Annotated in this window: 19 protein-coding genes and 1 pseudogene; 13 read left to right on the top strand and 7 right to left on the bottom strand. The window is 68.4% G+C overall.

Features of this window, described 5'->3' with window-relative positions:
* The 8 genes and pseudogenes from ON22_RS37565 to ON22_RS16035 form a co-directional block, all read left to right on the top strand.
* Window positions 1-183: pseudogene (locus ON22_RS37565) on the top strand (hypothetical protein); the annotation flags it as partial.
* Window positions 180-1,670, top strand: coding sequence for an SCO6880 family protein (locus ON22_RS16065; protein WP_033241577.1), 1,491 nt, complete (start codon window positions 180-182; stop codon window positions 1,668-1,670). The pseudogene ON22_RS37565 and the gene ON22_RS16065, both read left to right, overlap by 4 nt.
* A gap of 7 nt (window positions 1,671-1,677) precedes the next feature.
* Entirely contained in the window at window positions 1,678-3,747 is a 2,070-nt protein-coding gene (locus ON22_RS16060; RefSeq protein WP_033241578.1) for a hypothetical protein, read from the top strand.
* The gene (locus ON22_RS16055; RefSeq protein WP_033241579.1) at window positions 3,744-4,052 is read left to right on the top strand and encodes a transposase; all 309 of its coding nucleotides are present in this window, start codon (window positions 3,744-3,746) and stop codon (window positions 4,050-4,052) included. Before ON22_RS16060 ends, ON22_RS16055 begins: the two co-directional genes overlap by 4 nt.
* Window positions 4,053-4,116: 64 nt before the next feature.
* A complete protein-coding gene (locus tag ON22_RS16050; protein WP_373280866.1) occupies window positions 4,117-5,715 on the top strand; it encodes a peptidoglycan DD-metalloendopeptidase family protein in 1,599 nt (532 codons plus the stop codon).
* Window positions 5,716-5,804: 89 nt separating this feature from the next.
* Complete coding sequence (locus tag ON22_RS16045) at window positions 5,805-6,314, top strand: hypothetical protein (protein WP_169332467.1); 510 nt, start codon at window positions 5,805-5,807, stop codon at window positions 6,312-6,314.
* 30 nt (window positions 6,315-6,344) lie between these two features.
* A complete protein-coding gene (locus ON22_RS16040) occupies window positions 6,345-8,225 on the top strand; it encodes a type IV secretory system conjugative DNA transfer family protein (protein ID WP_033241582.1) in 1,881 nt (626 codons plus the stop codon).
* Complete coding sequence (locus tag ON22_RS16035) at window positions 8,222-8,665, top strand: DUF4913 domain-containing protein (protein WP_051157691.1); 444 nt, start codon at window positions 8,222-8,224, stop codon at window positions 8,663-8,665. Before ON22_RS16040 ends, ON22_RS16035 begins: the two co-directional genes overlap by 4 nt.
* 109 nt (window positions 8,666-8,774) lie before the next feature.
* Here the strand turns inward: ON22_RS16035 and ON22_RS16030 are convergent, their stop codons facing one another.
* Together ON22_RS16030 and ON22_RS16025 are read right to left on the bottom strand one after the other, a co-directional pair.
* Window positions 8,775-9,371 carry a hypothetical protein gene (locus tag ON22_RS16030; protein ID WP_033241583.1) on the bottom strand — a complete coding sequence of 199 codons (597 nt, stop codon included), beginning with the start codon at window positions 9,369-9,371 and terminating at the stop codon, window positions 8,775-8,777.
* A gap of 293 nt (window positions 9,372-9,664) precedes the next feature.
* Window positions 9,665-10,546 carry a peptidylprolyl isomerase gene (locus tag ON22_RS16025; RefSeq protein WP_033242303.1) on the bottom strand — a complete coding sequence of 294 codons (882 nt, stop codon included), beginning with the start codon at window positions 10,544-10,546 and terminating at the stop codon, window positions 9,665-9,667.
* Between the two features lie 191 nt (window positions 10,547-10,737).
* On the opposite strand from ON22_RS16025, the gene hisS reads away from it, so the two are divergent.
* Together hisS and ON22_RS16015 are read left to right on the top strand one after the other, a co-directional pair.
* Window positions 10,738-12,003 carry a histidine--tRNA ligase gene (gene hisS, locus ON22_RS16020; RefSeq protein ID WP_033242304.1) on the top strand — a complete coding sequence of 422 codons (1,266 nt, stop codon included), beginning with the start codon at window positions 10,738-10,740 and terminating at the stop codon, window positions 12,001-12,003.
* Between the two features lie 42 nt (window positions 12,004-12,045).
* Window positions 12,046-12,690: a hypothetical protein gene (locus tag ON22_RS16015; RefSeq protein WP_033241584.1), complete on the top strand. Its 645-nt coding sequence runs from the start codon at window positions 12,046-12,048 to the stop codon at window positions 12,688-12,690.
* 134 nt (window positions 12,691-12,824) lie between these two features.
* On the opposite strand, the gene ON22_RS16010 is transcribed toward ON22_RS16015, so the two are convergent.
* From ON22_RS16010 to ON22_RS15995, 4 genes are all read right to left on the bottom strand, one after another.
* Entirely contained in the window at window positions 12,825-13,910 is a 1,086-nt protein-coding gene (locus ON22_RS16010; protein WP_033241585.1) for a 2-oxoacid:ferredoxin oxidoreductase subunit beta, read from the bottom strand.
* Complete coding sequence (locus tag ON22_RS16005) at window positions 13,907-15,868, bottom strand: 2-oxoacid:acceptor oxidoreductase subunit alpha (protein WP_081595612.1); 1,962 nt, start codon at window positions 15,866-15,868, stop codon at window positions 13,907-13,909. Before ON22_RS16005 ends, ON22_RS16010 begins: the two co-directional genes overlap by 4 nt.
* Window positions 15,869-16,245: 377 nt before the next feature.
* The gene (locus ON22_RS16000) at window positions 16,246-17,262 is read right to left on the bottom strand and encodes an Rv2578c family radical SAM protein (protein WP_033241586.1); all 1,017 of its coding nucleotides are present in this window, start codon (window positions 17,260-17,262) and stop codon (window positions 16,246-16,248) included.
* A 31-nt stretch (window positions 17,263-17,293) separates the two neighbouring features.
* Entirely contained in the window at window positions 17,294-18,295 is a 1,002-nt protein-coding gene (locus ON22_RS15995) for an NAD-dependent epimerase/dehydratase family protein (protein ID WP_033241587.1), read from the bottom strand.
* Between the two features lie 197 nt (window positions 18,296-18,492).
* Here ON22_RS15995 and ON22_RS15990 point away from each other — a divergent pair, with 197 nt between their 5' ends.
* Both ON22_RS15990 and ON22_RS15985 read left to right on the top strand, forming a co-directional pair.
* On the top strand, window positions 18,493-18,810 hold the full coding sequence (locus ON22_RS15990; RefSeq protein ID WP_033241588.1) for a type VII secretion target: 318 nt from the start codon (window positions 18,493-18,495) through the stop codon (window positions 18,808-18,810).
* The gene (locus tag ON22_RS15985) at window positions 18,807-20,417 is read left to right on the top strand and encodes a hypothetical protein (protein ID WP_033241589.1); all 1,611 of its coding nucleotides are present in this window, start codon (window positions 18,807-18,809) and stop codon (window positions 20,415-20,417) included. Before ON22_RS15990 ends, ON22_RS15985 begins: the two co-directional genes overlap by 4 nt.
* 9 nt (window positions 20,418-20,426) lie before the next feature.
* Here ON22_RS15985 and ypfJ read toward each other — a convergent pair whose 3' ends face one another.
* Window positions 20,427-21,350 carry a KPN_02809 family neutral zinc metallopeptidase gene (gene ypfJ, locus ON22_RS15980; RefSeq protein WP_033241590.1) on the bottom strand — a complete coding sequence of 308 codons (924 nt, stop codon included), beginning with the start codon at window positions 21,348-21,350 and terminating at the stop codon, window positions 20,427-20,429.
* A 145-nt stretch (window positions 21,351-21,495) separates the two neighbouring features.
* Here ypfJ and aspS point away from each other — a divergent pair, with 145 nt between their 5' ends.
* Window positions 21,496-23,319, top strand: coding sequence for an aspartate--tRNA ligase (gene aspS, locus ON22_RS15975; RefSeq protein WP_033241591.1), 1,824 nt, complete (start codon window positions 21,496-21,498; stop codon window positions 23,317-23,319).
* The last annotated feature ends 204 nt before the right edge of the window (window positions 23,320-23,523 follow it).

The raw sequence follows: 23,523 nt of genomic DNA, 5'->3' as shown, positions 1-23,523 counted from the left end.
TCGGGTGAACCACCACGCGGCGGCGGTGTACCGTCCGGTTCGTCCCGTGTCGCGAGCGGAATCGGCGCCGCCCGGTCTGCGACCTCCGGGATGACCCGCGCCGATCAAGCCATGGGCGATGTCGCGGGTGACCGCTGGACCAACCGTTCCCCCGACCTCGGTAGGAGCACCATCCCGCGATGACGAGCACCGAAACCTACGAACGCCGCTCCTACGGGCTGTGGCAGAAACCGCGCAGCGCCGGGCTTTTCGGCCTGCGCTGGGAAGAGACCGTGCTCGGCTTCGTGGTGGTCATCACCGCACTGGTCGTCGCCATGGTCGGCGGTTTCCAATGGGGCGCCATCGTGGGCGGGACCGGTGTGGTGATCATGGCGCCCCTGGTCATGCGGCACGGGGGGCGCTCGGGCTACGAGACGGGATTGATGATGTTCCATTGGATGCGTTCACGCAGCCGCGGCGAGCACGTGTACCGCGGCGGCCGGTTCTCCCGGGTGCCCGGCGGTTTCACCCGCCTGCCCGGTCTGCTCGCCCCGTCGAAACTCTACGAGGGTATCGACGCCGGCGGTTACAGCTTCGGAATGATCCACCTACCCCAGTTCGCGCAGTACACGGTGGTGCTGCGCGCGTGGCCGCAAGGTCACGAGGCGGTGGACCAGCCGGTGATCGACCGCTGGGTTTCGGCCTGGGGCACATTCCTGGCGTCGGTCGGCCAGACCAGCGATATCGTCGCCGTCGTTCCGGTGATCGATACCGTGCCGGAGACCGGGAACCGGCTGCTCACCGAGGTTTCCACGATCACCCGGCCGGAATCGCCCGATCTCGCCCAGCAGGTGATGTACGAACTGGCCACCGAACTCCCGCAGGAACGGGTGCAGCTGTTGCCGCGGGTCGCGATCACCTTCAAGGCGACCACCGCGGAACGACGGAAGAATCCGGCCGAGGAAGCGGTCGAGATCGGCCGTCGCCTTCCCGGTATCTGCTCCGCGCTCGCCGAAGCCGGGGTACGCGCCCAGCCGATGTCGGCCGAGGAGGTCATCGGTTTCATCCGGCGCAGCTACGACCCGGCCTCGCAGGCCGACCTCGAGGTGGCCGCCGGGGAACCCGAAGGCCACGGCCTGGATTGGGCGGATGCGGGCCCGGTATCGCACGACGAGAAATGGGATCATCTGATCCACGACGGCGGCCGGTCGGTCACCTGGGAGATGGATACCGCGCCCGAGGGGGCCGTGGACGAACGAGTTCTGCAGCGCCTGCTCGCACCGAACCCGGAGGTGCCGCGCAAGCGGATCGCCATCGTGTACCGGCCGCATTCGGCCGCCGACGCCGCCGAGATCGTGGACGACGATTTCAAGAATGCCCTGGTCGCGCAGCAGAGCGAACGTGGCGTGGTATCGGCCTCGGCGACCTTGCGGGTCGGCGCGACCCAGCAGGCCCGTGAGGAACAGGCCCGCGGGCACGGTGTCACCCGGTTCGGTGCGCTGGTCACCATCACCGAACCCATGCGCGGCGATCTGCCGCGGATCGAAGCCATCACCCGCGACCTGTCGACCCAGGCCCGGTTGAAGATCCGCCGGTGCTACCGCTACCAGGCCGCGGCCTTCGCGGCATCGCTCGGCTGCGGGGTGATCTTGCCCGAGCACGCGACCATTCCGAAAGCATTGGCAGGGTGAACGACTGATGGTACGCGAGCACGAGCCCCCCTTGCGGGAACGGAACCGGGTCCGGGTCGCCACCGGCGAGCGGACACGATCGGGCCGGGACGAGGACCGGCGCGGCCGGGACGCCGAACCCGGTTCGGCGACCGGTCAGCGGCGCGAGGGCAGCGGCTCGCGTACCGAACGACGGGGCGCGACATCGCGCACCGCCGATCCCGGCGGCCGGGTCCCGCGCGAGCGGGGTGCGGCGAACCGGGAACGAGTGCGCCGCACCCGGGTCGATACGACCGCGGACCGGGCGATGGGTACCCCGGAATTCGACAAGGCCGCGCGCCGGGCGAAAGTCCGGGCCGAGAAGCGTAAGCAGTCGGGTCCGCCGCTGCTCGATCCGGCGACCCGGTCCCGGCTGGAGGAACTCAGCCGCGAGGGTGCCGGATTGCGCGCGGCCTGGGCTACCTTCCGGGTGCGTACCGACGATATCCGCCGCCGCAACTACGAAGCTCGCGCGGAACAGGAATTCCAGGACGGCTTCGACCGGCAAACCGCGCAATTGACCGAGCGTGGTTATGTGGGAGCCGGCGGCGGCCGGATGAATGTGGTGGGCCGCCCGGTCGAGTACCGGGCCACGACCGCGCAGGTGGCCGGGCTGTGGCCCTGGTCCGTCGGTGCCGGGGCACCGCTGATCGGGACCCCGCTGGGTTCGCATCTGCATACCGGCGCGCCCGTCTGCTTCGATCCGATGAACTGGTTCATGCGCGGCAGTTTCATCACTGCGCCCAGCCTTTTCGTACTGGGGCTCAACGGTTTCGGCAAGTCGTCGCTGGTGCGCCGGATCGTGCTCGGCGGGGTCGCGCAGAGCATCACCCCGTTGATCCTCGCCGATGTCAAACCCGACTATCGGCGTCTGGTCGAGCTGGTCGGCGGGCAGGTGATCGACCTGGGATACGGGCACGGCAAACTCAATCCACTGGCCGGCGGGGTCCTGGGCGATATCGTGCCGCGGTTGGCAGAGCACCCCGAATTGCAGCGTCAGGTATTGCAGGACCTGCACGCCCGGCAGGTCACGCTGATCGCGGGCCTGGTGGAACTCGTGCGCGGGGCCCGGGTGCGCGACTACGAGGAGACGCTGATCTCCACCGCACTGGGGATCCTGTACCGGCCGGGCAGCGGGTACAGCCCGGACCGGCCGCCGATCATGGAGAACCTGCTCGAGGTCATCGTCGACGGCGGCGAGGAGATGATGCTGGACGCCGGCGCGGACAGCGCGAGCGAATACCAGGAGGCGATCAGGGGGCTGCGCCGTTCGTTGCGGGCCCTGACACAGGGGCCGTTCGGTGCGGTGTTCAACGGCCAGACCACGGTACCGATCGATACCGATTCGGTGGCGGTATGCATCGATGTCTCCCATATCCCCAACGGCGACAAGAAGCTCAAGGCCGCCGTCATGCTGGCCTGCTGGGCCGACGGTTTCGCCGCGGTCGAGGCGGCGCATACCCTCACCGATGCGGGGATGGCCCCGCAGCGGTACTTCCAAGTGGTGATGGACGAGCTGTGGCAGGTGCTGGGGCTGGGCGATTTCATGGTCGACCGGGTGGACGAACTCACCCGTCTGCAGCGCGGTATCGCCACCGCGCTGATCATGATCAGCCACACCATCAAGGATCTGCAGTCGCTCGGCTCGGAGGCGGCCATCGCCAAAGCACTGGGCTTCCTGGAACGCGCGCGCGCCAAGATCTTCGGCGCCCTGCCCGCCGAGGAAATCAAACGACTGGACAGTACGGTGCCGTTCACCGCCGCCGAGGAGGAGATGGTGACCAGCTGGTCGGCTCCCCAGGCGCTGACCGGAGAGGCGCTCAAACCGGGCCAGGTACGGCCCTCCCCACCCGGTACCGGCAAATTCCTGCTGAAGATCGGTGAGGACCGCCGGCCCGGTATCCCGTTCCATATGGAATTCACCGCGGCCGAGAGACTCAGCGGAATCCACGACACCAACCAGCGGTTCGACGAATTCACCGCGCATCCCGGCCGCTCCGGCGCCCGCGGGGCCGCATCCGGCGACGGTGCGTATCCCGGGGGAGGGAGCGGTTCATGATGCCGCACCGGTCGTATCGGCGAGTATCGCCCGAAGTGCGTGCCGCCGCGGTGAAACAGGTCGTCGCGCTGGCCGGCAAACTGCGCAGCGAATCGGAAGCGTGCCGGGTGGTGGCCGAACAGATCGGGGTGCACACGAATTCGGTGCGCAACTGGGTGCGGGCCGCGGAGGGGCCGGGGCTGGACCGGATGGATGCGGCCGCCCTGCGGCGCAAGGTCACCCTGCTGCAACAACAGCTGGCCGCGGCCGCCGAAGTGAACCGGGCGCTGGCCGACACCCTGAACGAGAGCCGGCGCCACACGTGAATCAGGCGCGGCCGTGAACGCGAAATCGGCGCTGTGGACAGCGCTCGGAGTGGTACTCGGGCTGATGACGATGATCCTGGTCATCGTGATGCCCGCCGTCGACGACCCCTGCGAAGGGGGCTCGGTAGTGGACCCGAGCGGATCGGTTCCGCCGGGCGGCGATCCGCGGGCGGCGGGCGATCTTCCCAGTGCCACCCCCAACCCCGCCGCCACCGCCACACCCGCACTCGCGGCCGAGGCCGGGCCGCTGGACCGCACCTGGCCGATGGCCGCCGGAACCTTTTCGATCTCCGATGTCTTCGGCTCGCGCGGCGGCGGCCACAAGGGAATCGACCTGGCAGCGCCCGACGGCGCACCGATCTTCTCGGTCACCGACGGAGTGGTGGTGGCCGCCGGTCCGGCATCCGGCTTCGGGAACTGGATCGTGGTCGATTCGACCGATCCGCGTAACGGCCGCGCGTTCTCGGCGGTGTACGGACATATGTGGGACCACGGGGTGCTGGTGCGAGTGGGGGAGCAGGTGCGGGCCGGTCAGCATATCGGGTCGGTCGGCTCGGCCGGTGAATCCAGTGGCCCGCACCTGCATTTCGAGGTCGTGCCCGGTGGCCGGTTCACCGGTGGCCGGCAGATCGATCCGGTGCCCTGGCTCGACGGCGCGCCGACTCCCGACCTCGGCGGTGCCCGGGCCTATTCGACCGACCCGGAGTGCGTACGCGGTTTCGGTACGCCCGGTGGGGCGCTGGCCGACGGGAAGGTGCCGCCGGAACTGGAGATCTGGTACCGCCGGGCGGGTTCCCTGTGCCCGGAGGTCACCCCGTCGCTGCTGGCCGCACAGGGCCGTCAGGAGTCCGGTTTCCGGCGCGGCCTCACCTCGCCGGCCGGAGCGCAGGGTCTCGCGCAGTTCCTGCCCGGTACCGCCACCAGTACGAACCCCGATGACGGGCAGCCCTATGTCATCGACGCCGACGGCAACGGGATGGCCAGCGTATGGGACGACGGCGACGCCATCATGGGCCAGGGACGGTATATGTGCGCGATTGCGCACAAGATCAACGGATGGATGGCCGAGGGACGGGTGCACGGCGATGTGGTCGCGCTGACGCTGGCCGCCTACAACGCGGGCGAAGGGGCGGTACTTGCCTCCGGTGGGATGCCCAACCAGTTCGCCGCCCATTATTCGGAAACCCAGCCGTACGTCGCGAATATCCTGTCCATGGAGGCGGAATACCGTGCCCCGGGCGCCTCCGGCCGCTTCACCCCCGATACCGACGCCACCGGCGGGGACGAAATCGTCCGAGCCGCACACGAATGGCTGGGCACCCCGTACGTCTGGGGTGGTGGCGGGCCACAGGGGCCCAGCAGCGGTGGACTCGACGGTCCGGGGCTCACCTCGGCCGCGGTATTCGCGGCCTCCGGCGGTGAGGTCTCGCTACCACGCACCGCGGAACAGCAGTGGGAGGCCGGAACCGAGGTGTCGATCGGCGAAATCCAGCCGGGCGATCTGGTCTTCAGCGAATTCGCCGAACGCGGCCCCGCCCGGGTCGGGGTCTACGCCGGTAACGGGCAGATGATCCATGCGGCCCCCGCGGTGACGGCGAATGCTGCGGGTGGGGTGGCCGAGGCGCCGGTCCCCGGTGATGCCCGAGCGAGGAGGGTGCTGTGAACACGCGCGGATCGGCGACTCGTTCGGCGTTGTGGCGGTTAACCTGGAGGCGGAAGACGAGTGCCGGTGCGGGACTGGTGGTGGCGCTGATGCTGGGCATCACGATGCTGAGCGGCTGTGGGGGTGGCGACGACGCGGGACCGGCAGGCGGACCGGCCGTTTCCACCCCGCGGCGGCTGGAGGCTGTCCCCGCACCGGATCCCACGACACCCGACGGAGTCGCCGTCGCCGCGTTGCGGGAGATCTACCGGTGGGAACCGGGTACCGAGGTTCCGGGCGATTCGCTGGAGCGGGCACGGAGATTCCTGGGCCCCAGCTTGGTCCGGGTACTGGACGCGCCCACGGATACCGCGGCTGTGCCCGGTGTTTCGCTGCGCTGGGGTGAATGGGCGGCGGCGGGCGCGCGGGTCGAATCGTTCACCTTCGCGTCCGGGGACCGGCCGCCGGCCGGGCCGGATCCCGCTGTGCGGCAGTACAAGATCGGAATCGAGCAGACCGTCGTCTACCCGGACGGCCGCGAGGAACCCCTGGCGCCGGCCACCGTGATCGCGACCGTGGTGCAGACGCCCGCGGGCTGGCGGCTCGACGGCTACCGGTGACCACAGGCGGGGACCACTGAGGAGGCAGGTATGGCGAAGAAGAAACCGGTGAAGGATCCGGCCGTCCCCGGCCCGGACCTGACCCTCATCGCGATATACGTGGGCGGCGCGGTCCTGGCCACAGTCTGGGTGGCGCTACATCTGGGCAATATGCTCTCCCTGCAGAAGCAGGATATGCCGGTCAATCCGATCGCCATCGTCGCGGGAATGGTCAAGGGGGAACTGCGCTGGCCCACCGGAGCCACGGTGATCCTGGTGCTGGTCGTCGCCGCGCTGGTCGGGTTCGTCCTGTGGCGGCGGCGGTCCGCCGCCAAACGCAGTATCGGCCGGTTGGCAGTGGACGACAAGGCCGATGTCATGGGCAACGGCGGCGCCATCGCCGCCCTGACCGAGGCCGGTGTCCGGGAAAAAGCCGGACAGCTCGGTGTGCGGCTCGGTTCCGACGATTCGCCGGGGGTGCCGATCGGGGTCGCTGTCGCCGACGGCTCGATGCTGTACGGCTCCTACGAGGATCTGCACCTCGATATCTGGGGCCCGCGGCAGGGGAAGTCCAGTTCGCGGGTCATTCCGGCGATTCTCAGTGCTATCGGCCCGGTCCTGGCGACTTCCAACAAACGCGACGTCGTGGATGCGACCCGGGATGTCCGCGAAGCCAAGGGAAGCCGGACCTTCGTCTTCGACCCGCAGGGCGTCGCGGCCGAGGAACCCATCTGGTACTGGAACCCGCTGGACTGGGTGGACGCGCACAGCGACGGCTGTGAGATGCGGGCCGCGCGGCTTGCCGGGCATTTCGCCGATGCCGACAGCGGTGCGGATTCCGGTAAGGACAACTTCTTCGACCCCGAGGCCGAAGATCTGCTGGCGGGTCTCTTCCTGGCCGCGGCAGTCGGCAGGATGCCCATCACGCAGATCTGGGAATGGGTGACAAACCCGAACGATCGCGATCCCGTCGTGCTGCTGGCCAATGCGGGGCACAATTTCTCGGCATCCGGTCTCCGCGCGCAGTACGACGCCGATCCACGGACACGGAGCGGAATCTTCAGTACCGCCAAGAAAATGGTGCGTTGCCTGAAACTGCGCAATGTGCACAAATGGGTGACGCCGCGGACGGATCCCAACGAAAGAGACCGGGCCCAGTTCGACGAACTGGAATTCATCGAGAACAACGGGACGCTCTACAGCTTGTCACTCGAGGGGCGCGGTTCCGCTGCCCCGCTGGTGAGCGCGCTCACCGAGGCCGTTATCGATGTCGCGATGCGCAAGGCTTCGCGGTCGGCGTTCGGCCGGCTGCCGATTCCGCTGCTGGCCGTGCTGGACGAGGCCGCGAATGTGGTGCGCTGGAAGGATCTGCCCAAGCAGTACAGCCACTTCGGGTCACGCGGCATCGTGGTGATGACCGTGCTGCAGTCCTGGGCGCAGGGCGCCCGGTGCTGGGGCGACGACGGAATGAACGCCCTCTGGTCGGCCGCCAATATCAAGGTGTTCGGCAGCGGTGTCGACGACGCGAATTTCCTGCGGGAGCGTTCGGAGGCCATCGGCGAGCATTCGGCCATATCGGGGTCGGTGTCGGAATCCAAGGGCGGTAAGAGTTACTCACGGTCGCTGGGATCGTCGAAGACGTTCTCGGTACAGGCACTGGCCACCTTGCCGCGAGGTCGCGCCATCGTGTTCTCGTCCGGGGCTCCGCCCGTCCTGGTGCGGACTGTGCCATGGTGGGAGGGCGAATATGCGCCGCTGGTGAAGAAGTCCATCGAACAGCATGATCCGCAGCAGAAAACCCGTATCCCCGATCTCATCGGGTCTCCGTCGCTCATCAAAGGAACACCCCCGGGACCGGATAGCGGACCGGGAGAAACACCCCCCGGACCCGACAACGGCCCGGGAGACAGGCAGGAGGTTCGCCCGCTGTGACCGAGACCCCCCCACAGCAAGGACAGCTCGTCTACGAGAACGTGGTGGAGTTCGTCGAGAACTACCTCAGCGTTGTCTACCGCCGCCAGGTCAGTGATCTCAGCGATACCGTCTGGTGCCCGCAATGGTGGCAGCACACCGAGGCCGTGGTGCGGCTCGACGCGGTATGGCGGGCCTGGGAGCATCTGCGGCAGGACCCGGCCACCGGTATGAGCGTATGGTTCCTCGACCATGCCGACCAGCACATGGCGGTTCTGCTCGACCCGCGCGGGCCGTTCAAGTACTGCAGCGTGCGCAACGGGCACAAGGACCGGCTCGATCCTCTGCCGCTGGCGGCGCCGCCGCAGGGGCTGTTCAGCGAACCGGTCGACAACGGTGACCGCCCGGCCGGGGAATCCGAACCTTCCGGTCGAATCGATATCGAGGATCCGCGGCGCTGACCGGTCGTGGTACTGCTCTACCGCACGAGAAAACGCCCGTCGGTGACGGGCGTTTTCTCGTAGTGCCGATCGAGGCGGGCGACACTGCTCCGCGTATCACCGGAATCGGTTACCGGCTCCGCTCCAGTCCGCGGCTGCGGCTGAGCTCCTGTTCCCGGGCACGCTGGACCGCGGGGGTCCGGTCCGGGCGGTTGCGGGCCGCTTCGCTGGCCGGGCCTGCCTGGCCCACCTCGACCAGCATCCGGGCCGCCGCGAGTTCCGGGGCGATCCCGATCCTGGACAGATGTGCGGCCAATGCCGCCCGGCGTTCGACCGAGTCGTAGCTCACCGCTGTCGCTGCCTCGGTCACCTGTTCGGATCTCTCCGCGAATCTTTCCAGCGAGACACGGTCCTTCTCCAGTTGTACCCCGCGATAACCGCTCGTTTCCCGTTGCGGGACGGAGGAGCCCGGTTTCACCTCGGCCGAGGCCCGCGAAATGGTCTGGGCCAATGCGAGGTTGCGGGGATCCTTGGATTTGGCATCGCGTGCCTCCCGGATCTGCAGTTCCCGGGCCTCTTTCACCCGTGCTTCGGTGAGCTTCACGCGGGCCTCGGCCTCACGCTGACCACGCTCCCGGGTTTTCAGCGCGACGAGGGTCGCGATCTGCAACATCGTCTTCATCATGGCCGCGGTTTCCCGGCCGATATCGTCGATATCCTCGGACATGGCTGCTCCCGATACTGCGGTGGTCACTATGGGTATTCATGGTGCCCGGCGGCAGCGGGGCCGCCGGGCGGATCGGGATTCGCCACCCGACCCGCGAACGGTCCGCCGGGATCCGCCCTCCGGAAGATCCCGCCGGCAGCGCACCGGCCCGAACGGCGACCGATGAGCGCGACATGGTCACGCGCACTCCCACTTTCGAGATTACCCGAGAAACAGGGGCACAGTCTGTACTACCTGACGCCGACCAGCATATATCTACGGGCTCGCCGTGGGGGCGAACCCGCCCGCCGAACTCAGTCGATCCGTACCGAATTCAGCGTCACGGGCTGGTTCGGTTTGCCGTCGCCCGGACCGTTGGATTCGTCCTGGCCGATCCCGGCGACGGTGTCCAGCGTGGCCAGACCGGCCTCGTCGACGGTACCGAAGATCGTGTAGTTCGGCGGCAGCATCGAATCGCCGTAGACGATGAAGAACTGGCTACCGTTGGTGCCCGGTCCGGCATTCGCCATGGCCAGTACGCCGCGCTTATAGCTGATCGGCTCCGACAGGGCCGGATCCTCCGGCGGGTACTGGTCGGTGGGGTACTCGTTGTCGAACTGATAGCCCGGGCCGCCGGTACCGGTACCGGTCGGGTCACCGCACTGCAATACCTTCAGCCCGTCACCCTGAGTGAGACGGTGGCAGTCCGTGCCGTCGAAATAGCCCTGGCCCGCGAGGCTGGCAAAACTGTTCACGGTGCACGGCGATTCGGCATTGTTCAGCGTCAGCCCGAGCGGGCCGTGGTTGGTATCCACGCTGAGGCTCAGCGTCGCGTTGTCGCCGCCGGTCTGGATATCCTCCGTGCGCGGCTTCTCCACCGGTTTGGCCGCCGGCTCGGGGGTGTCGTTGTAGACACAACTCACACTGGCCGGTTTCGCCGCCGCGGGCGGCGGCGGTGCGGCACCCGGCGTACTGGACAGCGAGGCATCGGGTGTCTGCGAGGCGGCGTTATCGGCGTTGTCTCCGCCGCGGGTCAGGAAATACACACCGGTCACCGCGGCGATCACCACGACGACACCGACCGCGGATCCGGCGATGGTGAGTTGCTTACGCTTGCGCGCGCGTTCGGCCCGGTTGGCGAGCTGTCGTTCCAGCTTGCGTTTCGCCGCCGCTCGGCGCTGTTCGTTGCTCGGCACTACCACGTTCCTCCCGTGCGGCGGCCGGGCCCGGGCCCGGCCGGTCGCTTCTGGTCTGTTGGTTCCGGGACTAGAGTCTGCCATCTCCGGCTGTGCGCCCCCGGATATCGCCCGGGACTCCCCGCTGCGGTACCCCGTTCGGCCGTAACCGGTTGGACTCGACCGGGCCGGGTGGGGGAAACTGGTTCACCGTGACCAAGACCAGCAGCTTCTCCGCCCCGAAGGGGGTGCCGGATTATGTCCCGCCCGGTTCGGCCGAGTTCGTCGCGGTACGCGACGGCCTGCTCCGCGCCGCCCGACTCGCCGGGTACGGGCATATCGAGCTGCCGATCTTCGAGGACACCGAACTGTTCGCGCGCGGCGTCGGTGAGTCCACCGATGTGGTGAGCAAGGAGATGTTCACCTTCTCCGACCGTAGCGAGCGCAGCGTGACCTTGCGGCCGGAAGGTACCGCCGGGGTGATGCGCGCAGTGATCGAACACGGCCTCGACCGAGGTCAGCTGCCGGTGAAGCTGAGCTACGCGGGCCCGTTCTTCCGCTACGAACGCCCCCAGAAGGGCCGCTACCGGCAGTTGCAGCAGGTCGGGGTGGAAGCCATCGGTGTCGACGATCCCGCGCTGGACGCCGAAGTCATCGCGGTCGCCGACGCCGGTTTCCGGAGCCTGGGCCTCACCGGGTTCCGGCTCGAGATCACCTCGCTCGGCGACGAGACCTGCCGCCCGCAGTACCGCGAGCGGTTACAGGAATTCCTGTTCGGTCTCGACCTCGACGCCGAGACCCGGCGCCGTGCCGAGATCAACCCGCTGCGCGTACTCGACGATAAGCGGCCCGAGGTACGCGCGATGACCGCCGACGCCCCGCTGATGCTGGACCACCTGTCCGAATCGGCGAAGAACCACTTCGACCGGGTTCTCGCTCACCTCGGCGCGCTGGGCGTTCCGTATGTGCTGAACCCACGGATGGTGCGCGGTCTGGACTACTACACGAAGACGACCTTCGAATTCGTGCACGATGGTCTGGGCGCGCAATCCGGGATCGGTGGCGGCGGCCGCTACGACGGCCTGATGGCGGAGCTCGGCGGGCAGGCACTGTCCGGTATCGGTTTCGGGCTCGGGGTGGACCGTACCGTCCTGGCGCTCGCCGCCGAAGGGGTCGGCGCGGGCGATCCGGCGCGCTGCGAGGTATTCGGGGTGCCGCTCGGGGACGCTGCGAAACAGCAGATGGTGGTACTGGCCGGTGAACTCCGGGCCGCCGGTATCAGTGTCGACCTGGTCTACGGCGACCGCGGGGTCAAGGGGGCCATGAAGGCTGCCGACCGTTCGGGTGCCCGCTACACGCTGATCCTCGGCGATCGTGATCTGGCCGAGCAGACCATCGGACTGAAGGATATGAGCACGGGTGACCAACGCCAGATCCCGCTGGCGGATATCGTCACCACGCTGTCCGACCGCCCGTAGTACTGTGCGGGCGACCCTGCCACCGGACCGAAAAGCGCTACCGTGACCGATTCGCCCACACCCGATGCCGATCAGCGAACCGGGCTGGACCTGGTTGCACCCGAGATGTTTGCGCCTGTCCTCCGCCGGTTGGTGCTCGTCGCGGTATGTCTTGCCCTGGTTGTCGGTCTGGTGGCCGGATTGTTCCTGGAACCGGTCGCCGGAGTGGTGGCGGCGCTCGTGGTGGCGGTACCGGCCGGCGGGTACGTCCTGGCGGTCCGGCGCCGGCGCCTGTGGCTGGCCGGGAACACACTGTACGCGCGCACACTGTGGCGGACCCGGCAGCTGCGGGTTCCCGCCGTGACCGGTGTGGAACTGCTGGTCCACCCCGGCCGCCTCAGTCGCGTGATCCTGCGGCTCACGGCCGGCCCGGATCGCCAACTGGTACCGCTGGCCATGTACACCGATGCAGGCAGCGGTCGGGAACTGCATATCCTGGGCCTGCGCCGGCTCGCCGACGCTCTGACCGGCAGCGAACTCGCTGCCGGTCTCGCGGTCGCCGACCTGCTGGTCCACCAGTTACGCGCCGAAGCCCGCGATGCCGCACTCTCGGAGCGCCCGCTGTACCGGGCGGTCACCGCGGCGCGCGCCAAGGACTACGTCGCCGCGATCGTCCTCACCGACCAGGAGATCGCTGCCCTGTACTGAGTGGGTGACTCGCCCCGGGATGCGTGAGCATGCGGAAGAGGCCGGGACGGCGCGAAACTCCGAAAAGCTGAGGGCAGCCGTAATCGCGGGTGGCTCCGGGCCGGCCAGGAGCACGGGAGCGGTGACCGCGTCGGTCAGACGGTCCAGGTCTCCGGTCCGGTGAGCAGGCGCTGCAGCGCGTCGGGGCCGACCGGGGTCTTCTCCTGGGCCGCGGTGGTTTGCGCCCGGACTCCGTCGTCGTAGGTCGGTCGCCGAACGGCCCGGAAGATACCGGTGACCACGTGATCGAGATCCTGGTCGGAAAGACGCGATAGGGCGTAGGCGTACTCGGGATCGTCGCGGTGGGCGTCGTGGACGACGATATCGGTCTCCGCGACCTCCGCCGCCGGTGCTACGGCGAGCCCGAAACCGCGCTGCACCACCGCGTATTCGCCGTCGGCGCCGAAGCGCAGGGGTTCGCCGTGCCGCAGCGGGACGAGGCGGGATTCGCTGTCGCCGCGGCGCAGCACGTCGAAGGAACCGTCGTTGAAGATCGGGCAGTCCTGCAGGATCTCCACGAACGAGGTACCGCGGTGTTCGGCGGCGGCGCGCAGCACCTCGGTGAGTCCTGCGCGATCGGAGTCCAGGGCCCGGGCGGCGAAGGTCGCCTCCGCGCCGAGAGCGACCGACAGGGTGTTGAACGGGTGATCGACCGAGCCCATGGGCGTCGATTTGGTGACCTTGCCCGGTTCGGACGTGGGGGAGTACTGCCCCTTGGTGAGCCCGTAGATCCGGTTGTTGAACAACAGGATGGTCATGTTCACATTGCGGCGCAGGGCGTGGATCAGGTGGTTTCCGCCGATGGAGAGCGCGTCCCCGTCACCGGTGACCACCCAGACCGACAGATCCGGGCGGGTCACCGCCAGCCCGGTGGCGATGGCGGGGGCCCGGCCGTGGATCGAGTGGATCCCGTAGGCGTCGAGGTAGTAGGGGAACCGGCTGGAGCAGCCGATCCCCGATACGAACATGAGGTTCTCCCGGCGCAGGCCGAGTTCGGCCAGGAAACCGCGAACCGTGGCGAGGATGACATAGTCACCGCAGCCGGGGCACCAGCGCACTTCCTGGTCGGAGGTGTAGTCCTTGGCCTTCTGCGGGCCGTCCGCAGCCGGTACGCCGGTTGTTCCGGAGACCGGTGTGATGCCGAGGTCCGCCCCGGTCGGCGAGGTATCGATAATGGTCATGATGCGCCCCCGTTCCTCCGATAGGTCGCTCGAGCTCGCGCGGTGAAGGCCTTGCTCTGCTCCAGTTCGGCCAGTGTGCCGTCCAGTGCCGCGTCGATCACGCCGACCAGTTCCTGGGCGGAGAATGCCGTTCCCGCCACCTTTGTCCATGGTTGCACGTCCACGAGGTACTTCGCCCGCAGCAACCAGGCCAGCTGCCCGCCGTTCATCTCCGGCGCCACCACGGTGTCGTAGCGGCGCAAGACCTCGCCGAGATCCGGCGGTAGCGGATTGAGATGGCGCAGATGCAGCTGGGCGACCCGTGCCCCGCGGCGGCGGACACGGCGGCAGGCCTCGCCGATCGGCCCGTAGGAGCTGCCCCAGCCGACGAGCAGAACCTGCGCCGCGCCGTCCGGGTCGTCGACCTCGGCGGGCGGTACCGAGATCCCGTCGATCTTGGCCTGGCGCAGCCGCACCATCAGTTCGTGGTTGGCCGGGTCGTAGGAGATGTCACCGCTGCCGTCGGCCTTCTCCAGGCCGCCGATCCGGTGGGCCCGCCCCGCGGTCCCCGGGACCGCCAGGGGCCGGGCAAGGGTTTCCGGATCGCGGGCATAGGGCTGGAAGTCATCATCGCCCGCTGCCTCGAACGCCGGGTCGATCGGTTCGAGTTCACTCGCGTCGGGGATGGCCCACGGCTCGGATCCGTTGGCTATGGCCCCGTCGGACAGCAGGAGAACGGGCGTCCGGTAGGTGAGGGCGATCCGGGCCGCCTCCACCGCGGTGGCGAAGCAGTCGGCCGGCGAACGTGGCGCCAGCACCGCGACCGGGGATTCGCCGTTGCGGCCGTAGAGGGCCTGCAGTAGATCGGCCTGTTCGGTTTTGGTCGGCAAACCGGTGGACGGGCCACCGCGCTGGACGTCGACGATCACCAGCGGCAGTTCGGTCATCACCGCCAGCCCGATGGTTTCGCTCTTGAGCGCCAGACCCGGCCCCGACGTGCTGGTGACCCCGAGTGCGCCACCGATCGCGGCGCCCAGGGCGGCCCCGATCCCGGCGATCTCGTCTTCGGCCTGGAAGGTGGTGACACCGAAGTTCTTGTGCTTGCTCAGCTCGTGCAGGATATCGGAGGCCGGTGTGATCGGATAAGTGCCGAGGAACAGCGGGATCCCCGCCAGCGATCCGGCGGTGATCAGGCCGTAGGCCAGGGCGGTGTTCCCGGTGATCTGCCGGTAGGTACCCGCGGGCAGGGCGGCCGGGGCGACCCGGTAGGTGGTGGCGAAGGCCTCGGTGGTTTCGCCGTAGTTCCAGCCGGCCCGGAAGGCGAGGATATTGGCCTCGGCGATTTCCGGCTTCTTGGCGAACTTCTCCCGCAGAAACTTCTCGGTGCCGCCGATGGGCCGCCCGTACATCCAGGACAGCAGGCCGAGGGCGAACATATTCTTCGCCCGCTGGCCGTCTTTCTTGCCCACACCCGCCGATTCCGTGGCGGCCAGGGTCAGCGACGTCATGGCGACCCGGTGCACGACGAAATCCGCAAGGTCCTCGCCGGCCAGCGGATCGGCGGTGTAGCCGACCTTGGTGAGGTTGCGTTTGGTGAATTCGTCGGTGTTGACGATCAGAGTGCCGCCGCGCGGTAACTCGGCCAGGTTGGCCTTCAGCGCCGCCGGGTTCATCGCGACCAGCACATCCGGCTGATCGCCGGCGGTGAGAATATCGTGGTCGGCGATCTGGATCTGGAACGACGACACACCCGGCAGGGTGCCCTGCGGAGCCCGGATCTCGGCCGGGAAGTTGGGCTGAGTGGCCAGATCGTTGCCGAACGCCGCCGCCTCGTGGGTGAACCGGTCACCGGTGAGCTGCATACCGTCACCGGAATCACCCGCGAACCGGATGACGACGCGATCCAGTACAGCTGGGCCGGAGGTATTTTCGGCCGGCGTGGCATCGGACGGGGCGATGTTGTCGGGGTGCGAAACCATACGCGTGCTTCACTTCCTCGTCGAAATGAGCTACCAGCCGCCAACCTACCCCTGCCGGGGGTCGCCGCGCCGGGAAAGTGCGCGTCCGGTGCGCCGCGGGCGCGGTCCGTCGGGGCAGCCCGGAAATGTCGTCCGGCCGACCGCTGAGACGAAACTGCAGCTAGCGGGCTTGTTCAGAAGTCTGTTGTACGGTCATCACGTCGAGACAGACGACTGGACTGGTGTCCGGTCTATTATCCGGCCGGGGCGCTCCCGTCACCACACGCGAATTCGCCACGCGACCTCGCCGGGTAGGCGGCGAGCAAGGCCTTCGGCGGCGCTTTCTGTGCCGTGTCAAGGAAGCCGACACCGGCCTGCCGAACCTCGCGCGCGGGTACTCAGGCGAACAGTTCCAGCTGTGGCGTATCGGCGGGTTCCGGTGCCGGACGGGCTTCTGGGGGGCGTGGTTCTTCCGGGCGCAGGCCGTGCTCGCGCAGCAGCGGATCGACCCGTTCCCGCAGCCACGACGCGTATTCGGGTGCGACCGTTGCACCGCGCCGGTAGAGCTGCCGATATCGGCGCAGGAGCGCGGGATGGTTGTCGGCGAGCCAGCCCAGGAACCAGCCACGCGTACTGCCGCGCAGATGTAGGGGGATGACCACCGCCGACTTCGCGCCGGCCGCGGCGAGTTCGCCGAACAGTTCGTCGAGCTGAGCCCGGCCGTCGGTGAGGTACGGAATCACCGGCGCCACCATCACGTTGACCGCGAAACCGGCGTCACCGCAGGCGCGGACGAGATCGAGCCGGGCCCGCGGTGTAGGCGTACCGGGCTCCAGGCCGCGCTGCAACTCCGGATCCAGCAGGGCCAGCGAGATCCCGATATGCACGCCGACCTCGCGTGCGGCCAGGCTCAGCAGCGGTAGATCCCGGTGCAGCAGGCTGCCTTTGGTGAGAATCGAGAACGGTGTGCCGGAATCGGTGAGGGCCCGGATGATTCCGGGCATCAACCGGTATCGGCCCTCGGCCCGCTGGTACGGATCGGTATTGGTACCGAGCGCGACCTGCTCCCGGTGCCAGGAACGGCGGGTGAGTTCGCGCCGCAGCACCGCCGCGATATTCGTCTTCACCACGATCTGGGTGTCGAAATCCGTTCCGGCATCGAGTTCGAGGTATTCGTGCGATCCGCGGGCGAAGCAGTAACGACAGGCATGCGAACACCCGCGCATCGGGTTGATCGTCCACCGGAACGGTAGATTCGATTCGTCGGGAACCTTGTTCAGCGCGCTTTTACAGAGCACCTCGTGAAAGGTGATGCCTTCGAAGTCGGGAGTCTGTACGGTGCGGGCGAACCCGGCCCGGCCGAGGCCGGGCAGTGCGCCGTCGTCGGCGCCCAGGGTTTGGTTCTGCCACCGCACGCGACCAGTCGAACACGCGTTCTAACCGCTGTCAAGCAGTCGGGGTGAAATCCGGTAGCGGGGCGTGGGGGTCGGCGAAGAAGGCCACCAGATCGCGCACGGTGTCGTCGGTCGGCCGTGGCTGGTATCCCAGTTCGCGGGTTGCTTTACCGTGGTCGACCAGCGGTGCCGACACCAGTGCACCGAGTGCGGCCTTGGAGAAGACATCGGTACCCAGGCGTTTGCCGATCGGTTCCATCGCAGGAATCAGCCCCGAGACGAGTTTGGTCGAGATGGAGAAGCGTGGCCCCTTCTTGCCGCCGTGCCGGGCGGCCATCCGGCAGAGGTCGAGCATGGAGATCATCTCGCCGCCGAGCAGGTAGTTCTCCCCGGTGCGACCGTTCTCGCCGGCGAGGACCAGGCCCCGTGCCACATCGCGGACGTCGACCAGATCGAAGCCGCCGTCGAGCATGGCGGGGATGCGGCCGCGGGCGGCGTCGCGCAGGTAACGGTTGATCCGGGACAACGGCGTCCCGTGGTCGGCGGGACCGAATACGCCGGTGGGGTTGCAGAGCACCGCGTCCAGGCCGGACTCGACCACCTTCCGGAGTTCGATCTCACCGGCCCATTTGGATCGGTCGTAGACAGGGAGGCCGGTGTCGGTGGAGCGCAGGGTGGTCTCGTCGATCGAGCCACCGCAGCTGTACTGGTCGAAGGCGTGGATCGAACTCGCATGCACGAACCGGCGCACGCCGACCGCGTGGGCGGCCTCGGCCACCACGCGTACGCCCTCGGTGTTCACCCGCCAGGCGAGGTCGTTCTTGTCCGCCAGGGTGATCACCGCGACCAGGTGGTATACCACTTCGGCACCGTCGAGGGCGGCGCGCATCGAAGCCGGATCCAGGACATCGGCGCTCACCCAGGTGACGTTCGCCGCGGCGGGTTGCCGGGGGGCCACCCGGTCGATGGCGGTGATCTCGTCGCCGCGCTCGGCGAGCAGCGAGAGGAGATTCGTACCCAGGTAGCCGGCTGCGCCGGTCACTGCGACCTTCATGCGGACGAGAATATAGAACTCGTTCTAAATTGCAACCTGTTCTAGTTTTGTGGCGAGGCGCGGTCTCGTCCGGGACCGCCGGGGTGGGCTATATTCGGGCGGCAACCATTTGATGCCGCAGGGGCGCGTGTCGTTGTGGCACACGATAAGTTTCACGCGGTGGCGATGATGTTCACGATGAGTCAGGGGGGAGCCCGATGAGTAATACCTCGGTGGAAACCGAAGCGCTGCGGGTATTCGGTACCACGAACGCCGGGATCGGCACCGAGATCTCCGGTGTCGCCAATTTCGACGCGGTGCGCGACGCCGCCACGCTGGCGCCGGTCTTCGGTTTGATCGGCGCCGACTATCTGGCCATGTTCGCCGCGGCGCAGGTGCTGCAAACCCGCGATATCAACGATCTCGCGGCCAAATACCAGCACCTGTCCCAGGCGGCATTCTCCTCCGCGCTCAATTACGACGTCACCGACGACGGCACCGCCGGCGCGCTCGGTACGGCAGGGGGCGCACTGTGAAACCGCTCGACAACGGCGCAGGTACCGCGGGCCTCATCGCTCCCGAGTTGCAGCACGCCGTTCCCGCCGCGCCCGCCGATATCCCTGTGACCGCGGCCCCGGCGACCGCCCCAGATCCCGGTGCGGCGATCCAGGATGTTCCGCTGGCTCAGCTTCCGGAGGGGGAAGCGCCGGTCGAATCGCCGGAATTCGTGCTGTCCCAGCGCATTTCCGAGGACGGGCCCGCAACGGCCGGTATGCCGGGCGGGGTTCCGGGACTGTCCGGGCTCGCCGGCGGGGCACCGGAGGCCCAGGACATCCTGTCCGGCGCGGTCGAAGACGTATCCGCGCAGGCCGGTCATGTGCTGGGCGTCGTGAACCAGGCGGCGGCCCCGGTGATCGACACGGCCCAGGGCCTCCTCGGTCAGGCCGCGGCAGCCGCCGGTGTGGCCGCGCCCGCAGGTGCGGCCGCGGGCGTTCCCGCCGCGGCAGCACCCGCCTTACCGTCCGATCCGGTGGGTGCCCTGCTCAACGGCGCCGCCCTGCCTGCGCTACCCGGAATCGACGTGCTGTTCGCGCCCATCCGCGATCTGCTGAGCAGTTTCGGGACCGGTGTCATCGGTGCGCTGGACCCCACTGCCATCCTCAGCCAGGCATCCCAGGTCATCGAGGTGGCGATGGGTGTGGGTAAGAGCAGCCTGTCCGCCATGGGGCAGTCGTGGGAGAGCGGGGCCGCCCAGACCGCCCAGACCGCCGGGCAGGAAGCCAACAATTCCGGCGTGCAGACCAGCCAGCGCGGATTCGACATCTCGGCCATGACGCAGGCCGCGGCCGCGGTGGTGCAGCAGGGAAATTCGCAACTCACCACCATCGCCGCGTCGTTCCTCACCCAGGCCACTGCTCTCGCACCGGTCGTGATGACCCCGCCCGCACAAACCGCGCTCATCGCCTCGGCCACCCAACATCTGGGTGAGGCCGTGACGGTCACCAACATCACGCGCGGGAACCTCGCGGGTAAAACCGCGGAACTGAGCGGTGTGGTGCAGCAGATGCTCGGCGTGGACGGACAGCAGGCCGCCCAGGCCGCCCAGCAAGTGGCGCAGAGCGTCGGTGAACCGATCTTGCAGCAGGCGCAGAGCCTCGCCTCGGACCCGTCGGGCCTGGAATCCGTGCTGGGCTCGGCGACCGGTGAGCCCGCGGCGACCACCGCGGCCGGGCTGAGTACCGGTAGCCCGGGTATGCCGGGTAGCCCCGGTATGCCGAGCGGCAGCCCGGGTTTGTCGACCGGTGGTGCGCCGGGCGGCACCCCTGGCCTGCCCGGGTCGCCATCGGTACCGGGTGTTCCCGGCGCGACGACGCCGCCGATCGGCAATATGGTTCGGCCGGGCGCGCTACCCACCGGTATGGCTCCCGCGGCCACGAACCCCGCGTCCAGTGGTTTCATGGGTGGCGGTGCGGCAGGTGCGGCCGGTCAGCGCAACAACGAAGAGGAACACGGCCGGACGGTCGAGTCGTACCGCAGCGCGACCGGTAACGACGACCTCACCGGGCCGCTGGGCGAATCGGCGCCGGAGGTCATCGGGGCGGTCGATCCCGACGAGGACGCCGGCTACGACAGTCAGTTCTGAAGCACCGGCTCAACGCCGGCCCTGGGGATTGTTCAGATCCGTCGCCGAATAGGTATCGCAGGCCCGCACCTCGCCGGTGCGGTACCCCGCGAGGAACCACTTCTGTCGTTGCTCGCCCGCACCGTGCGTCCACACCTCCGGGTTCACCCGGCCCTGTGCCGCCTCCTGGATACGGTCGTCGCCGACTGCTGCCGCCGCCGACAGCGCATCCCGGATATCGGCATCGTCGAGCGATTGCAGCAACGGTGTGTCCGAGCCCGGTGCGGGTGTGCGGTCGGCGTAATGCGCCCAGATACCGGCGTAACAGTCGGCCTGCAACTCGGTGCGTACCGCCCCTGATTCCGGGCCCTGCGGATCCTGCTGGGCCCGGCCGATATCGCCGAGCAGGGTCTGGATGTGGTGGCCGAACTCGTGCGCGACGACGTACTCCTGTGCCAGCGGCCCGCCCGCGGCGCCGAAGCGGTCCACGAGTTCCTGGAAGAAGCCGACATCGAAGTACGCGGTCCGGTCGGCCGGGCAGTAGAACGGGCCGACCGCACTGGTCGCATACCCGCAGCCGGTGGACACCGAGCCGGTGAACAGGCGTAACCCGGGTTGTTCGTAGGCGACGCCGGTCTGTTGCCGCAGTTGCTCATCCCATACGGCATCGAGACTCTGCGCGGTCAGAACCACCCGGCAGTCCACGTAGGTGTTCGCGTCGGCGCCCGTCCGGCAGTGCTCGGGAGTGCCGGCCGTGACCTCGCGTTGCCCCGTGTCCTGAGTGCCGGTGAATCGGCCGAGCGTCGACCCGGGATCGCCGCCCAGCAGCAAGGCGATGACCAGCACGACCAGCCCGCCGGCACCGCCGCCGAGGGCCAGTTTGCCACCGCGACCGGGGCCGCCACCGGAAGAGGCGCGGCCGGGGTCGATCTGCACACGTTCGTTGAAGGTCATGCGAGCATCCCGTCTGAGAACGTAGTTGCTGCGACTTTGCTGGTGCTGGCAATATATCCGTTTCAGTCCGCCCGCCGGGGCACACTACGATGGCAACCGCATCCGGTGGCCGTCCCGGTGTGCTCCGAACGTCGAAAGGAATCCCGTGCTGCGCACCCACTTGGCCGGTTCGTTGCGAGCCGAACAGGCCGGTCAGACCGTGACCCTCTCCGGTTGGGTGGCGCGGCGGCGTGACCACGGTGGCGTGATCTTCATCGATCTGCGCGATGCCTCCGGGGTGGCGCAGGTGGTGTTCCGGGAAGGTGCGGCGGCCGAGCAGGCGCATCGGCTGCGGGCCGAGTACTGCGTCCGGATCGTCGGTGTGATCGAACAGCGTCCCGAGGGCAACGAAAACCCCGAACTGCCGACCGGCGCCGTCGAGGTGAACGTCAAAGAGCTCGAGGTGCTCAACGAAAGTGCCCCGCTGCCGTTCCAGCTCGACGAGCAGCCCGGCGAGGAGGCCCGGCTCCGGTATCGCTACCTGGACCTGCGCCGCGAGGCTCCGGCCCATGCCATCCGCCTGCGGTCGCGGGTGAACGCCGCCGCGCGCTCGGTGCTGGCCCGCCACGAATTCGTCGAGGTGGAAACCCCGACACTGACCCGTTCGACCCCCGAGGGTGCCCGCGATTTCCTGGTCCCGGCGCGGCTGCAGCCCGGGAGTTTCTACGCGCTGCCGCAGAGCCCGCAGCTGTTCAAACAGCTGCTCATGGTGGGCGGTATCGAACGCTACTTCCAGATCGCGCGCTGCTATCGCGACGAGGACTTCCGGGCCGACCGCCAGCCCGAATTCACCCAGCTCGACCTCGAGATGAGCTTCGTGCGCCAGGAGGATGTGATCCTGCTGGCCGAGGACATCCTGGTGGCGCTGTGGGAACTCATCGGCTACCGGATCCCGACCCCGATTCCGCATATGACCTATGCCGAGGCGATGCGCCGGTTCGGCAGCGATAAACCGGATCTGCGGTTCGGCGTGGAAATCACCGAATGCACCGAATACTTTGCCGAAACACCGTTCCGCGTGTTCCAGGCACCCTATGTCGGTGCTGTCGTCATGCCCGGCGGCGCGAGCCAGCCGCGGCGCCAGCTCGATGCCTGGCAGGAGTGGGCCAAACAGCGCGGCGCCAAGGGGCTGGCGTATGTGCTGATCGGTGAGGACGGCACGCTCGGCGGCCCGGTCGCCAAGAACCTCACCGACACCGAACGGGAAGGGCTGGCCGCGCATGTCGGTGCCCAGCCGGGCGATTGCGTGTTCTTCGCTGCCGGACCGGCCAAGGCACAGCGCGCCCTGCTCGGCGCGGCCCGGTCGGAGATCGCGCAGCGGGGCGGGTTGATCGACGAGAACGCGTGGTCGTTCGTCTGGATCGTGGATGCGCCGCTGTTCGAACCCGCCGCCGATGCCACCGCCAGCGGTGATGTGGCGCTGGGGCATTCGTCGTGGACGGCGGTGCACCACGCCTTCACATCGCCGAAACCGGAGTCGATCGACACCTTCGATACCGATCCCGGTTCCGCCCTCGCGTATGCCTACGACATCGTCTGCAACGGTAACGAGATCGGTGGCGGCAGTATCCGTATCCACCGCAAGGATGTGCAGGAACGCGTCTTCCAGGTGATGGGGATCAGCGAGGCCGAGGCCCAGGAGAAGTTCGGCTTCCTGCTGGACGCCTTCGCCTTCGGTGCCCCGCCGCACGGCGGTATCGCCTTCGGCTGGGACCGGATCGTCGCCCTGCTCGCCGGGCTCGACTCGATCCGCGAGGTCATCGCCTTCCCCAAGACCGGCGGCGGCGTGGATCCGCTCACCGACGCGCCCGCGCCCATCACCGCGCAACAGCGCAAGGAAGCAGGGCTGGATGCCCGGCCGCAGAACAAGGCCAAGGCCGAGACCAACGGTGCGACCGGCGCGGCGGTCACCGAGGCAGGTGCCGGCTAGCCACAACGGACCCGATACCCGACCCCCGGTCGCTGTGTCATCGAGCAGCAGCCGGGGTCGTGCGGGATATGCCGCGGTCTCCGAGTTCCACTGGTGGTGGCACCGGCAGATGTGTGCCGGTGTTCGCCCGGTCGGCCACTGCGCGGCGTGGCCCCGGGCCGGTGCCCTCCGGAAGCCGGCGCGCGGGGTATGTCAGACGGGTGA

The sequence above is a fragment of the Nocardia carnea NBRC 14403 genome, assembly GCF_000308515.1.
GTDB lineage: Bacteria > Actinomycetota > Actinomycetes > Mycobacteriales > Mycobacteriaceae > Nocardia > Nocardia carnea.
Note: the sequence above shows the minus strand (reverse complement) of the source record. Positions and strands in the feature narration are given on the sequence as shown.

Excerpts from the sequence above, each read along its gene's own strand:
- ON22_RS16065 (WP_033241577.1), top strand. The coding sequence starts at position 180 with ATGACGAGCACCGAAACCTACGAACGCCGCTCCTACGGGCTGTGGCAG.
- ON22_RS16060 (WP_033241578.1), top strand. The coding sequence starts at position 1,678 with ATGGTACGCGAGCACGAGCCCCCCTTGCGGGAACGGAACCGGGTCCGG.
- ON22_RS16055 (WP_033241579.1), top strand. The coding sequence starts at position 3,744 with ATGATGCCGCACCGGTCGTATCGGCGAGTATCGCCCGAAGTGCGTGCC.
- ON22_RS16050 (WP_373280866.1), top strand. The coding sequence starts at position 4,117 with ATGACGATGATCCTGGTCATCGTGATGCCCGCCGTCGACGACCCCTGC.
- ON22_RS16045 (WP_169332467.1), top strand. The coding sequence starts at position 5,805 with ATGCTGGGCATCACGATGCTGAGCGGCTGTGGGGGTGGCGACGACGCG.
- ON22_RS16040 (WP_033241582.1), top strand. The coding sequence starts at position 6,345 with ATGGCGAAGAAGAAACCGGTGAAGGATCCGGCCGTCCCCGGCCCGGAC.
- ON22_RS16030 (WP_033241583.1), bottom strand. The coding sequence starts at position 9,371 with ATGTCCGAGGATATCGACGATATCGGCCGGGAAACCGCGGCCATGATG.
- ON22_RS16010 (WP_033241585.1), bottom strand. The coding sequence starts at position 13,910 with ATGACCATTATCGATACCTCGCCGACCGGGGCGGACCTCGGCATCACA.
- ON22_RS16005 (WP_081595612.1), bottom strand. The coding sequence starts at position 15,868 with ATGGTTTCGCACCCCGACAACATCGCCCCGTCCGATGCCACGCCGGCC.
- ON22_RS15995 (WP_033241587.1), bottom strand. The coding sequence starts at position 18,295 with ATGAAGGTCGCAGTGACCGGCGCAGCCGGCTACCTGGGTACGAATCTC.
- ON22_RS15990 (WP_033241588.1), top strand. The coding sequence starts at position 18,493 with ATGAGTAATACCTCGGTGGAAACCGAAGCGCTGCGGGTATTCGGTACC.
- ypfJ (WP_033241590.1), bottom strand. The coding sequence starts at position 21,350 with ATGACCTTCAACGAACGTGTGCAGATCGACCCCGGCCGCGCCTCTTCC.